The 12,399-nt window shown below is 75.3% G+C and carries 12 protein-coding genes; 3 read left to right on the top strand and 9 right to left on the bottom strand.

Going from position 1 to position 12,399, the window contains the following annotated elements; translation table 11 throughout:
- Positions 1-109: 109 nt before the first annotated feature.
- From ACH5AR_RS33130 to ACH5AR_RS33115, 4 genes are all read right to left on the bottom strand, one after another.
- Positions 110-670 carry a hemerythrin domain-containing protein gene (locus ACH5AR_RS33130; RefSeq protein ID WP_396305235.1) on the bottom strand — a complete coding sequence of 187 codons (561 nt, stop codon included), beginning with the start codon at positions 668-670 and terminating at the stop codon, positions 110-112.
- Between the two features lie 148 nt (positions 671-818).
- Complete coding sequence (locus ACH5AR_RS33125) at positions 819-1,391, bottom strand: type 1 glutamine amidotransferase domain-containing protein (protein ID WP_396305234.1); 573 nt, start codon at positions 1,389-1,391, stop codon at positions 819-821.
- 181 nt (positions 1,392-1,572) lie between these two features.
- Positions 1,573-2,031 (bottom strand): SRPBCC family protein, encoded by a 459-nt coding sequence (locus tag ACH5AR_RS33120; RefSeq protein ID WP_396305233.1) that lies wholly within the window; start codon positions 2,029-2,031, stop codon positions 1,573-1,575.
- A gap of 108 nt (positions 2,032-2,139) precedes the next feature.
- Positions 2,140-2,619, bottom strand: coding sequence for an STAS domain-containing protein (locus tag ACH5AR_RS33115; RefSeq protein WP_396305232.1), 480 nt, complete (start codon positions 2,617-2,619; stop codon positions 2,140-2,142).
- Between the two features lie 164 nt (positions 2,620-2,783).
- Here ACH5AR_RS33115 and ACH5AR_RS33110 point away from each other — a divergent pair, with 164 nt between their 5' ends.
- The 3 genes from ACH5AR_RS33110 (at position 2,784) to ACH5AR_RS33100 (ending at position 5,976) form a co-directional block, all read left to right on the top strand.
- Positions 2,784-3,077 carry a helix-turn-helix transcriptional regulator gene (locus tag ACH5AR_RS33110; protein WP_396305231.1) on the top strand — a complete coding sequence of 98 codons (294 nt, stop codon included), beginning with the start codon at positions 2,784-2,786 and terminating at the stop codon, positions 3,075-3,077.
- A gap of 164 nt (positions 3,078-3,241) precedes the next feature.
- A complete protein-coding gene (locus ACH5AR_RS33105) occupies positions 3,242-4,195 on the top strand; it encodes a TIGR03557 family F420-dependent LLM class oxidoreductase (RefSeq protein WP_396305230.1) in 954 nt (317 codons plus the stop codon).
- Between the two features lie 17 nt (positions 4,196-4,212).
- Positions 4,213-5,976 carry a glycoside hydrolase family 15 protein gene (locus ACH5AR_RS33100; protein ID WP_396305229.1) on the top strand — a complete coding sequence of 588 codons (1,764 nt, stop codon included), beginning with the start codon at positions 4,213-4,215 and terminating at the stop codon, positions 5,974-5,976.
- A 10-nt stretch (positions 5,977-5,986) separates the two neighbouring features.
- Here ACH5AR_RS33100 and ACH5AR_RS33095 read toward each other — a convergent pair whose 3' ends face one another.
- Genes ACH5AR_RS33095 through ACH5AR_RS33075 form a run of 5 tightly spaced genes read right to left on the bottom strand, consistent with a single transcriptional unit; the run spans position 5,987 to position 12,330 of the window.
- The gene (locus tag ACH5AR_RS33095; protein ID WP_396305228.1) at positions 5,987-6,661 is read right to left on the bottom strand and encodes an HAD family hydrolase; all 675 of its coding nucleotides are present in this window, start codon (positions 6,659-6,661) and stop codon (positions 5,987-5,989) included.
- Positions 6,662-6,680: 19 nt separating this feature from the next.
- Positions 6,681-7,775, bottom strand: coding sequence for an enolase C-terminal domain-like protein (locus tag ACH5AR_RS33090; RefSeq protein ID WP_396305227.1), 1,095 nt, complete (start codon positions 7,773-7,775; stop codon positions 6,681-6,683).
- Entirely contained in the window at positions 7,772-10,108 is a 2,337-nt protein-coding gene (locus tag ACH5AR_RS33085; protein ID WP_396305226.1) for a GMC family oxidoreductase, read from the bottom strand. The genes ACH5AR_RS33090 and ACH5AR_RS33085 overlap by 4 nt, the downstream gene beginning before the upstream one ends.
- The gene (locus ACH5AR_RS33080; RefSeq protein WP_396305225.1) at positions 10,101-10,538 is read right to left on the bottom strand and encodes a hypothetical protein; all 438 of its coding nucleotides are present in this window, start codon (positions 10,536-10,538) and stop codon (positions 10,101-10,103) included. Before ACH5AR_RS33080 ends, ACH5AR_RS33085 begins: the two co-directional genes overlap by 8 nt.
- A complete protein-coding gene (locus ACH5AR_RS33075; protein WP_396305224.1) occupies positions 10,525-12,330 on the bottom strand; it encodes a thiamine pyrophosphate-requiring protein in 1,806 nt (601 codons plus the stop codon). Before ACH5AR_RS33075 ends, ACH5AR_RS33080 begins: the two co-directional genes overlap by 14 nt.
- Positions 12,331-12,399: the final 69 nt, after the last annotated feature.

Here is a 12,399-nt window from a genome sequence, read left to right as displayed (position 1 = left end):
GCCGCCGTCCGCACGAGCAGCCGTCACGAGCGACGGTCACGAGCGACGGTCACGAGCGGCGGTCACGAGCGGCTGTGCCGCGCCGGGGCCACGGGGGTTCAGTGCGGGTTCAGTGCGGGCCTCCCGGCGCCAGGAAGTCCCGCATCCGCTCCACGGCCGAGCGCTCGGGGGGCGGCAGGCGGTCCGGCGGGCGTTCGGCGGGCGGCTGGTGGCGGGGCCGGCCGGTCGAGGCCTCCTTCGTCTCCCGCGCCCGGACGGCGAGGTCGCGCAGTTCGTCCTCGCTCGTCACGGCCCGTACGGCCGGGAAGAGCCGCGCCTCCTCCTCGCCGGCGTGCCGGGTGACCTCCTCGACCAGGCGGGCGACCAGCCGGTCGAAACGGGGCGACGTGACGTGGGACGGGCGGAGCTCGTCCAGCAGGGCCTCCACCGCTCGGTGGTCGGCGAGTTCGCGCTCCACCACGGCCGGCCCGTCGGCCAGCCGGTCGCGGGCGAGCGGATAGAGGTGCTGCTCCTCGGCCCGGGTGTGGCGCACCAGTTGATCGGTCACGAGGTCGGTCAGGTCCTTGCGCTGCGGGTCCCCGGCGGGGATGCCGCTGAGTTCGCTGAAGTGGACCAGCACGGCCCGGTGGTCGGCGGTCAGCTGCTCCAGCAGGTCTTCGTCGTGCTGCACGGCGGATGCTCCGTTCTGTGTCCTGGCCGGGACGGCGGCCGGGACGGCGGCCGGCTCGCCGGCACGTGCCGTGGGCCCGCCTCCGCGCCGGGCGCCCGCCGCCCCTGCGTGTCCCCGGGAGCCCCGGGGACAAACGGCCGTCCGGGGCTCAGCGGACCTCGGCGGCCCGGGCGCGGGCGGCCAGCGCGGTGTCGATGCCCCGCAGGAAGTCCTCCAGGTCGCCGGGGTTGCGGGACGTCATCAGCCGCCAGTCGTCCGCGTCGTCCGTGACCAGCGGTTCGTCGGCCCAGGTGGCGCCGGCGTTGGCCAGGTCGGTGCGCAGCGACGGGTAGGAGGTGAGCCGCTTGCCGTGGGCGACGCCCGCCTCGACCAGCAGCCACGGGCCGTGGCAGATGGCGGCGACGGGCCGCCCGGAGGTGGTGAAGGCGAGCACCGTGTCGACGGCCCGCCGCTGGAGCCTGAGGGTGTCCGCGTTGATGGTGCCGCCCGGGATCAGCAGCAGGTCGTAGCCCGCCGCGTCGACCTCGTCGAGGGTCAGTGTCGGGTGGACGGTCTCGCCGGGCTCCTTGTCCCCGACCAGGGTGCGGATCTCGCTCCGGTCGGGGGCGGCGATGTCGACGTGGATGCCGTTCTCGCGCAGGTGCCGTACGGGAACGAGCAGTTCGTCCTGTTCGACGCCGTAGTTCGTCACGATCGCCAGGACCTTGCCGTGCTCGGTCATGTCTCCTCCTCGTCCGCGGGATGGCCGACGGGGTGCGCGGTCGCGCGCCCCGGGGTCGGCGGGTACCCGTCGGGCGCCGGGCCATGCGCGTCGGCGGAGCCTGGTCCGGCGCGGCCCGGACGTCGACCGGCCGCCGGGAGGGTCTCCCGGCGGCCGGTGGCGCTGAGCGTCGGCAACGGGCTCAGGCGGGGCTGATCCGCCCCCGCCAGCCGCCCTCGGCCCGGCCGCGCTCCTCGATGAACTCCTTGAACCGCTTCAGGTCCCCCTTCACCCGGCGGTCGACCGCCCCGGTGACGTCGGCGGCCTTCTCCATCATGCCCTCGGGCTGGAAGTCGATCGCCATCGCGACCCGGGTGTGCCCCTGGTCGATCTCCTGGAAGCTCACCACGCCCTTCTGGTCGACCTCACCGCCGACGGTCCGCCAGGCGATCCGCTCGTCGGGCTTCTGGTCGACGATCTCGGTGTCGAACTCGCGGGTGACACCGCCGATGCTGGTGCGCCAGTGGTTGTGGCGGTCGTCCAGCTGGGTCACCGAGTCGACGCCCTCCATGAAGCGCGGGAACTCCTCGAACAGCGTCCACTGGTTGTAGGCCGCGTGCACGGGGACGTCCACGTCCACGGACTCCTTCACCATGCTCATCCGGGTCTCCTCTCGGGTGCGGCCGGGCCCGCCCCGGCCGCACCGTGCGCCTGCCCCCGCGGCAGCGGTCCATTCCTCCGGGCCCAGCCGCCCGTCACCGGTGGCCCGTCACCGCGGGGCGACGGTGACGGGCGGCGGCCGGTGCCGCAGGGCGTCCCCGACGGTGGGGTGGACGGCGAAGAGCCCCGCCGTCTCGGTCAGTTCCAGGACCCGCAGCGTCCGCTCGGACGGCGCGACCAGCACCAGCCGGACGCCGTCCGCCAGCGCGCGCCGACGGGCACCGAGGAGCAGGTTGAGACCGGTGGAGGTGAACAGCTCCACCCGCGCCAGGTCGACCGCGAGCAGGGCGGGGCGCCACCGGAGCGCGGCGTCCAGCGCCCCGGCCGCGACGGGCTCGCTGTCCAGGGTCAGGTCGCCGTCGAAGCAGCACACCAGCGCGTCGCCGACCCGGACGGTCCGCGACCGCAGACAGGGCTGCGCCGCCCGCTGCGCCAACCGGCGGCTCGACGACGGGGGCACACCGACGAAGGCCCGCTCCGGTGCTCCGGGGGGGCTGTGCGCCAGGTCGTGCCTGCTCCTCGGGTCCATGGAACCATCTCCAGACACGGCCCCGCCGCGGGGATCCGTGCGGCGGAAGCATTGCGGGCGAACTGTGGCCTCCACTCTTCTCCACCGCGCCATGGATGTCAACCTATGCACGAATTCCCTGTCGTGTTTCAACAGCCGTGAATCATGTGTCCTATCGTGGGGGGATGGACGACGGCACGACGACCGAACGGCAGTGGACCTTCCTGACCAACCACGCACGCGTGCTGGTCCAGATCGCGCGTGACCCCGGCATCCGGGTGCGCGACATCGCCGCCAGCTGCCTGCTCACCGAGCGCGCCGTCCAGCGCATCATCGTCGACCTCGAACAGGCCGGCTACCTCACCCACGAGCGCCGCGGCCGCACCAACCACTACAGCGTCATCACCAGCAAGCAGCTGCGGCACCCGGCCGACGCCGGCCCCACCATCGCGGAGCTGCTCGCCACCCTCCTGCGCTGAGTCCGCCGCCCGGAGAGCCGGCGGGGCCGCGGTCCACGGTTCCCGGCCCCGCGGCGCCCGGGCCGGGAGGCCCGGGCGCCGCGGCCCCGGGTTTCGCCGCCCGCGCTGCGGAAAGCCGCTTCCCCGAAGGCCAACCGGCGCCGACCGACGAACCGAGGACCGCCATGACCGCGTTCGGCTACTTCCTGTCCTGCGAGGAGTTCACCCCCGCCCAGCTGGTCGAGCAGGCCCGGCTGGCGGAGCGGGCCGGCTTCACCAGGCTGGCGATCTCCGACCACTACCACCCGTGGAACGAGGCCCAGGGCAACGCCCCGTTCGTCTGGGGCGTGATCGGGGCGCTCTCCCAGGCCGTCCGGCTGCCGGTGACCACCCTCGTCACCTGCCCGACCGTCCGGCTGCACCCGGCCGTCACCGCGCAGGCGGCGGCCACCGCGGACGTGCAGCTGGAGGGCGGGCTGCGGCTCGGGGTCGGCACCGGCGAGGCGCTCAACGAGCACGTCCTGGGCGACCGCTGGCCGCCGTTCGCGGTGCGGGCGGAGATGCTGGAGGAGGCCGTCGAGGTGATGCGCGAGCTGTTCACCGGCCGCGCGGTGTCCCACCGCGGCACGCACTACACGGTGGAGAACGCCCGGCTCTACACGCCCCCGGCGGCGGGACGGCTGCCGGTGTACGTCTCGGCCTTCGGCCCCCGGGCGGCCGAGCGGGCGGCGGGGTTCGCGGACGGCCTGGTCACCATGGGCCCGGACACCGGGCTGGTCGGCCGCTACCGGGCGGCCGGCGGCACCGGGCCGGTGGTCGGCGGCGTGAAGGTGTGCTGGTCGCAGGACCGTGAGCGGGCCGTCAAGACCGTCCACCGGCTCTGGCCGTCCGAGCTGCTGCCCGGCGAGCTCGCCCAGGTGCTGCCCACCCCCCGCCACTTCGAGCAGGCCACCGAGCTGGTGACCGAGGAGATGGTGGCCGACGCCGTGGTCTGCGGCGACGACCCCCAGCAGCACGCCGACCAGCTGCGCGGCTACGTCGGCGCCGGCTTCGACGAGGTGTACGTCGGCCAGATCGGCCCGGAGCAGGAGGGGTTCTTCGACTTCTACCGCGAGCAGATCCTGCCGCAGGTGGTCTGAGCAACGGGAGCCGCACCGTGGAGGCCTTCCCGCCCTCGGCCCTGCACGAGTACGCCCTGCTCGCCGACGGCGAACGCGGCGCCCTGGTAGGCCCGTTCGGCGAAGTCGCCTGGCTGTGCGCGCCCCGCTGGGACTCCGAGCCGCTGTTCGCCGGCCTGGTCGGCGGCGCCGGCGTCTACGCGGTGACACCGGTGGGCCGCTTCGTCGCCGGCGGCTACTACGAGGACGGCGGGCTGATCCGCCGCAGCCGGTGGATCACCCGGGACGGCGTCCTGGAGTGCCGGGAGGCGCTGGCCCTGCCCCCGCAGCCGCACCGGCTGGTGCTGCTGCGCCGGCTGCGGGCCGAGCACGCGCCGGTCCGACTCCGGCTGCTGCTGGAGCCGGGCACGGGGTTCGGGGCCCGCCACGACCGCGGACCGCGCCGGGCCGCGGACGGCTGGCGGCTGCGCGCCGGGCCGCTGCGGCTGCGCTGGACCGGCGCCGGCACCGCCCGCCCCGGCCCCGGCGGCCGCCTCACCGACGAGGTGGTCCTGCGCCCCGGCGAACGCCTGGACCTCGTCCTGGAGGTCGCGGACCGGCGGCTCGACGGCCCGCCGCCGGATCCGGAGCACTGCTGGCGGGCCACCGAACGCGCCTGGCGGGCCGCCGTTCCCGGCCTCGACCACACCCTCGACGGCCGCGACGCCCGGTTCTCCTACGCCGTGCTGCGCGGACTCACCTCCCCCACCGGCGGCGGGATGGTCGCCGCGGCCACCACCAGCCTGCCCGAGCGGGCGGAGGCCGGACGCAACTACGACTACCGCTACGTCTGGATCCGCGACCAGTGCCTGGCCGGCCACGCGGCGGCCGCCTGCGGATCGTACGAACTCCTGGACGAGGCGGTGCGGTTCACCACCGCCCGGTTGGACGAGCACGGCCCCCGGCTGGCCCCGGCGTACACCGTGACCGGCGGGCGGGTGCCCGACCAGCGGACGGTCGACCTGCCCGGCTACCCCGGCGGTCACGACCGGGTCGGCAACCACATCACCCGGCAGTTCCAGCTGGACGTCTTCGGCGAGGTGCTGCTGCTGTACGCGGCCGCCGCCGAGCACGACCGGCTGGACCCGGCCGCCCGGGCGGCGGTGCGCACCGCGGCCGCCACGGTCGCCCGGAGGTGGCGCGAACCGGACGCCGGGATCTGGGAGTTGGAGCCGCGCGCCTGGACCCACAGCCGGCTGGCCTGCGCCGCCGGGCTGCGCGCGATCGCCGGCCCCCGGGCGGCCGGGCCCGCCGGGGTGCCGGACGGGCTCGCCGCCGACTGGAGCGCCCTGGCCGACCGGATCCTGGCCCACACCTCCCGACGCGCCCTGCACCCCTCGGGCCGCTGGCAGCGCTCCCCCGGCGACCCGGCGCCCGACCTCGCGCTGCTGCTCCCGCCCGTCCGCGGCACCCCGGCCGCCGACGACCCGCGCACCGTCGCCACGCTGCGGGCGTGCCGGCGCGAACTCACCGACGGGCACTACGCCTACCGGTTCCGGCACGACGACCGCCCGCTCGCCGAGGCCGAGGGCGCGTTCGTGCTGTGCGGCTTCCTGATGGCCCTCGCCGAGCACCGGCAGGGCGAGGCCGTGGAGGCGGCCCGCTGGTTCGAGGCCACCCGCGGGCTGTGCGGGTCGGCGGGCCTGTTCTCCGAGGAGTACGACATCGCCCAGCGCCGGCAACGCGGCAACCTGCCGCAGGCCTTCGTCCACGCCATGCTGCTGGAGTGCGCCGCGGGCCTGGCCCGGCCCCCCGGCGGTTGACGCGCCGGGGTCAGCCCGCCGGGCGCGCCAGCAGGCTGCGGTCGAGCTCCGCCAGCAGCTCGCCGGTGTCCCGGTGGACCTCCGCGGCGCCCGCACCGAGCAGTTCCTGCGCCGCGAAGCCGCCGCTCTCCAGCGCGACGCACGCCACCCGCGCCCGGTTGGCGGCGATGACGTCCCAGACGGTGTCGCCGACGAACACGGCGTGCTCGGGCCCGGTGCCCGCCCGCTCCAGCGCGGCCCGCACCAGGTCGGGGGCCGGCTTCGTCGCCGAGACGTCCTGCGCGGAGGTGGCCGCGGCGATCACGTCGTCGGCGTCCAGCGCGCGGCGCAGCACCGTCAGCTCCCGGGCGGAGGCGGAGCTGGCGAGGACCACCCGCCAGCCCCGGGCGGCGCAGGCGCGCAGCAGCTCCGCGGCGTGCGGCAGTGGCTGGAGGGCCGGCCAGTGGCGGGCGTAGAGGGCGTCGTGGGCGGCGGTGATCGCCTCGTCGTCGCCGCGGTCGCGGTCGGTGCCGAGCAGGTGGTCGAGGAGCTGGTCGGCGCCCATGCCGACGGCCCGGTGCGCCCGCGCGGCGGGGATCGTGTGGTCGTACTGCCGCAGGGCCTCCCACCAGGCGAGGGCGTGGAAGTACGTGGTGTCGAGCAGGGTGCCGTCGACGTCGAAGAGCACGGCTGCGGTCGCGGTCATCGGCTTCTCCTCCTTGTGGTCAGGCGGTCCGGTAGGCGTCGGCGCGGGCGGGCGCCAGGCGCAGCCCGTGGCCGGGGGCGCCGTCGGCACCGGGGGTGACGGTGCCGCCGGCGGGGTCGAGGGTGCCGTCGAAGAGCAGTCGCTCGACCCGGACGTGGTCGTGGAACCACTCCAGGTGGCGGCAGTTGGGGACGGCCGCGGCGGCGTGGGCGTGCAGGTGGGGGGCGCAGTGGGCGGAGACGTCCAGGCCGTGGGCCTCGGCGAGGGCGGCGGCGCGCAGCCAGCCGGTGAGGCCGCCGCAGCGGGTGGCGTCGGCCTGGAGGCAGTCCACGGCGGGGACCATCCGGGCGAAGTAGGGCAGGTCGTAGCCGTACTCCCCGGCCGTGACGTCGGGGCTGACGGCCTCGCGGACGGCGCGCAGGCCGGTGAGGTCGTCGGAGGAGACCGGCTCCTCGAACCAGGTGACGCCCTGGTCGGCGAGCGCCGCCCCGATCCGGGCGGCCTGCTTGCGCCGGTAGCCGCCGTTGGCGTCGGTGTACAGCTCGGCCCCGTCGCCGACGGTGGCACGGGCGGCGCGGACGCGGTCGAGGTCGCGCCGTTCGCGGGTACCCCACGACTCACCGATCTTGATCTTGACCCGGGGGATGCCCTGCTCCTCGGCCCAGTGCCGCAGCTGGCGCTCCTGGCGCTCGGCGGTGTAGCTGGTGAAGCCTCCGCTGCCGTAGACGGCCACCGGACGGGCGGCGCCGCCGAGCAGCCGGGCGAGCGGGAGGCCGAGCAGGTGGCCGCGCAGGTCCCACAGGGCGAGGTCGACGGCCGAGATCGCGCCGGCGACCAGGCCGGGGCGGCCGGTGTTGCGCACGGCGCGGTTCATCGCCTCCTGGGCGCCTACGGTGTCGTGGGCGTCGCGTCCGGTGACCAGCGGGGCGAGGTCGTCGCGGATCACGGCGGCGCTCGCGGGGGCGCCGTACGTCCAGCCGAGGCCGGTGTGCGGGCCGCTGGCGGCCTCGGCGAGGACGAGGGTGGTGCTGTCCCAGGCGAGGGTGCCGTCCGCCTCGGGGGCGTCGGTGGGGACGGTGTAGAGGCGGACGGAGATCCGCTCGACCTCGCTCATGCCGGGGCTCGCAGTCCGCAGCGCTGCCCGGCCGCGAGCAGCCCGGCGGCGCGGTCGACCAGGGCCATGATGGTCAGCGCGGGGTTGGCGCTGCCCTGGGTGGGCAGCACGCTGCCGTCGGTGATCAGCAGGTTGGGCACGGCGAAGGTGCGCAGCCGGTGGTCGACCACCCCGCTCAGGTGGTCGGCCGCCATCCGGCAGCCGCCGACCAGGTGGGCGTAGCGGTCGATGGTGATGACCTCGCTCGCCCCGGCGGCGCGCAGGATGGACTCCATCACGCCGCGGGCGGCCCGCATCAGCATCCGGTCGTTCTCGCACTGGGAGTAGGAGAAGTGCGCGACGGGCAGTCCGCGGCGGTCGGTCTCCTCGGCCAGGGTGACCCGGTTGTCCGCCTGGGGCAGCAGCTCGGCGATCGCGCCGAGGGTGGCCCAGTGGACGTAGTCGCCGAGGTAGGCGCGCAGGTCGGCGCCCCAGTGGCCCTGGGCGACGACGTGTTCGGCCCAGGTGACGGGCAGCGGGGAGATGTTCTGGATGGTGAAGCCGCGCCGGTACGGCTGGTGCGGGTCGGTCTCGTAGTACTGCTCGGTGGAGACCTCGGGCGGCGGGGCCTTGTAGGCGCGGATCTCCTCCTCGAAGCGGCCGGAGGTCTGCGGGGCGCCCTGCACCATGACGTAGCGGCCGACCAGGTCGTGGTCGTTGCACAGCCCGTCGGGGAAGCGCGGGCAGGCGGAGTTGAGCAGCAGCCGCGGGGTCTCGATGGCGTACCCGGCGACGGCGACGGTGCGGGCCCGTTGCAGGTGCTCGCGCCCCTGGTGGAAGTAGCGCACGCCCCGGGCGAGTCCGTCGTGGTCGAGTTCGACGGCGGCGGCCGTGCAGTCGGCGCGGATCTCGGCGCCGTGCGCGAGCGCGTCGGGAACGTGGGTGATCAACGGCGAGGCCTTGGCGTTGACCTTGCAGCCCTGGAGGCAGAAGCCCCGGTAGATGCAGTGCGGGCGGCGGCCGAAGCGGCCGTTGGTGATGGCGACGGGGCCGACCCTGGCCTGGATGCCGAGCGCGGCGGCGCCGCGCAGGAAGACCTCGCCGTTGCCGCCGACGGGGTGCGGCGGGTACGGGTAGGGGTGGGGTTCGCCCCAGGGCCAGTACTGGCCGGCGACGGGCAGCTCGTACTCCAGCCGGCGGTAGGACTCCCGCAGGTCGCCGTAGTCGATCGGCCAGTCGGCGCCGACGCCGTCGAGCGTGTGGGTGCGGAAGTCGGAGGGGTGGAAGCGCGGCGCGTACCCCGCGAAGTGGACCATCGAACCGCCCACGCCCCGGCCGGAGTTGTTGGAGCCCAGCGGTACCGGGTCGGTGCCGCCGATGACCCGCGGCTCGGTCCAGTACAGGTGGTGGGAGCCGGCCTCGTCGCTGACCCAGTCGGCGAGCGGGTCCCAGAACGGGCCGGCCTCCAGCACCACGACGCGCCAGCCCCGGCGGGCCATCCGCTGGGCGAGGGTGGCGCCGCCCGCGCCGCAGCCGACGATCAGCAGGTCCACCTCGTCGGTGTCCTGGTAGCGGCGCATGTCGCGCACCAGGGCGTGGTCGAAGCCGTGGCCGTCGGGTGGCAGCAGCCAGGCGGAGGCGTTGCTGCGGCGGACCTCGCGTTCGGCGGCGGCGTTGGCCCGTACGGTCTCGGCGGCGGCGCGCAGCCGGGAGTGCCGGCCGGGGTCGGTGGCGGGCGGTACCGGGCGCGGCGGCTCGTGGTCGGGCGGGCGGGGCGGGCGGGGGTGGGCGTCGGCGACCTCCCAGGGCTCGCGCGTTCCGGCGCCGAGGCGCAGGTAGCCGCGGGGGTGGGCGGGGCCGCCGAAGCCGATCTCGTTCCAGGCGGTGGGGGTGGCGTAGTAGGCGGTGCAGGCGTAGCGGGTCCACAGGCTCCACACGTGCTTCGCGGGCAGGCCGTGCCAGTGTTCGCCGTCCATCTCCTGCACCCGGCCGAGCAGCGCCCGCTGCTGCGCCCCGGTGAGGTCGGCGAAGGAGCCGTCGGCGTCCTCGTCCAGCGCGTGCAGGCTCTGCCGCCAGGCCTCGTCGTCCTCGGGCAGGTCGGCGTAGTGCCAGCCGTCGGTCTGCCGCTCGGCGAGCCGGGCGTCGATCATCGCCAGCAGGGAGACGCCGGGGCGGTCGAGCAGTTGGTCGAGCAGGGCGCGGGCGGTGGCCTCCTCGGCGGGGGTGAAGAAGCGCAGCGGGGGCTGCGGGCCGGTGCGCGACAGCACCACGGCGGCCGTCTGCGGGTCCCAGTGGCGCAGCTGGCCGAGCACGTCGTAGCCGGGGAAGCGCGGTTCGGGTCGGGGTTCAGGCATCGCGCGACTCCCGGCGCAGGAGGGCGGCGAGCAGGCCCATCCCTCCGACCAGGCTCATCAGCAGCGGTGCGAACAGCGGCGGGCCCATCTCGACGTTGTAGCGGGCCATCGACCAGCCGCCGGGCTTCTGCGCGATGCCCCGGACGTGCAGGTAGGTGCCCTGCAGTCCGTTGGCGGTGATCGCGGCGGAGGCGACCGGCAGCAGCGTGCGGGCCGCGCGCGGGCTGCACGCGCCGGCGATCCCGGCGGCGGCGCCGACGGGGCCCAGCCACACCGGCCACCACATGACCCGGTTGCCGAAGCCCGCCCGGTCGTGCTCCAGGTAGATCTCGGCGGCGGTGATCACCGAGCCGGCCGCGGTGGCCAGGGCGAGCGACCGCTGGAAGCGCCCGCTGCGGATGTTGCGCAGCGCGAGGTCAACGGCGGCCATGGCGGCCTCCGAAGGACGGCAGGAGCTCCTGGAGCTTGGCCCGGAAGCCCTGGCGGACCACCGCGGCGCGGTCGGCGTCACCGCGCAGCACGGACTCGGCCGCGGACTGGATCTGGTCCCAGGTGGCGTGCGGCGGGATCGGCGGCACGGCCGGGTCGGTGACCAGGTCCAGCACGTACGGCCGGTCGGCGGCCAGGGCGCGCCGCCAGCCGTCGGCCACCGCCCCCGGCTCGTCGATGCGTTCGGCCCCGAAGCCGAGGCTGCGGGCGAAGCCGGCGTAGTCGACGTCCGGGAGCTGCTGCGAGGGCAGGAAGCTCGGCGCGCCCTGCATCGCCCGCATCTCCCAGGTGACCTGGTTGAGGTCGCGGTTGTCGAGCACCGCCACGACCAGGCGCGGGTCCTGCCACTGCTCCCAGTACTTGGCGACGGTGATCAGCTCGGCGAGGCCGTTCATCTGCATCGCGCCGTCGCCGACGACGGCGATCGCGGGGCGGTCCGGGCAGGCGAACTTGGCGCCGATCGCGTAGGGGACGCCCGGGCCCATGGTGGCCAGGGTGCCGGACAGCGAGCCGCGCATCCGGCCGCGGAAGCGCAGGTGGCGGGCGTACCAGTTGGCGGCGGAGCCGGAGTCCGCGGTGACCATGGCGTCGTCGGGCAGCAGGTCGTCCAGGGCGTGGACGGCGTACTCGGGGTTGACCGGGTTGGCCGCCACGCCGGCCCGCCGCTCCATGACCTCCCACCAGCGCTCGGTGTTGTCGCACACGGTGCGCTGCCAGTCGCGGTCCTCCTTGCGGGCCAGCAGCGGCAGCAGCGCGTCCAGGGTGCGGGCGGCGTCGCCGACGAGGTTGACCTCGTACGGGTAGCGCAGCCCGACCATGAACGGGTCGAGGTCGATCTGCACCGCCCTGGCCTGGCCGAACTCGGGCAGGAACTGGGTGTACGGGAAGCTGGAGCCGACGGTGAGCAGGGTGTCGCAGTCCCGCATCAGCTCGTAGGAGGGGCGGGTGCCGAGCAGGCCGATCGACCCGGTGACGTACGGCAGGTCGTCGGGCAGCGCGTCCTTGCCGAGCAGCGCCTTGGCCACGCCCGCGCCGAGCAGTTCGGCGATCTCCTGGACCTGCGGGCGGGCGTGCCGGGCGCCCTGGCCGACCAGCATGGCGACCTTGCGTCCGGCGTTGAGCACCTCGGCGGCGCGGCGCAGCTCGCCGTGCTCGGGGACGATCGTCCACTGCGGGCTGCCCAGGCTGGAGGGCACCATCTTGAAGGCGTGCTGCGGCGGGCTGTAGTCGAGCTCCTGGACGTCGGCGGGCACGATCACGGCGGTCACGGTGCGCCGGGCGGCGGCGGTGCGCATCGCCCGGTCCAGCACGTTGGGCAGCTGCTCGGGGACGGTCACCATCTGGCAGTACTCGGCGGCGACGTCCTTGTAGAGGCTCAGCAGGTCCACCTCCTGCTGGTAGGAGCCGCCCATGGCGCTGCGGTCGGTCTGCCCGACGATCGCGACCACCGGGACGTGGTCCAGCTTCGCGTCGTAGAGCCCGTTGAGCAGGTGGATCGCGCCCGGCCCGGAGGTCGCCGCGCAGACGCCGGTGCGCCCGGAGAACTTGGCGTAGCCGACGGCCTCGAAGGCGGCCATCTCCTCGTGCCGGGCCTGGACGAAGACGGGGCGGTTGTCGGCCCGGCCCCAGGCCGCGAGCAGCCCGTTGATGCCGTCACCGGGGTAGCCGAAGACGAACTCGACGTCCCAGTCGCGCAGTCGTTCCAGGATCTGGTCGGAAACCTTCGCGGACACGGTGCTCCTCCTTCACGGCGGCGGCCCCCCGCAGCGCGGCTAACCGCTGCGGGGGGCCGGAAACCCGGT

Origin of the sequence: Kitasatospora sp. NPDC018619, from assembly GCF_044391605.1 — a bacterium.
Lineage (GTDB): Bacteria > Actinomycetota > Actinomycetes > Streptomycetales > Streptomycetaceae > Kitasatospora.
The sequence above is the reverse complement of the archived record's forward strand: the minus strand, read 5'-3'. Positions and strand labels throughout refer to the sequence as shown.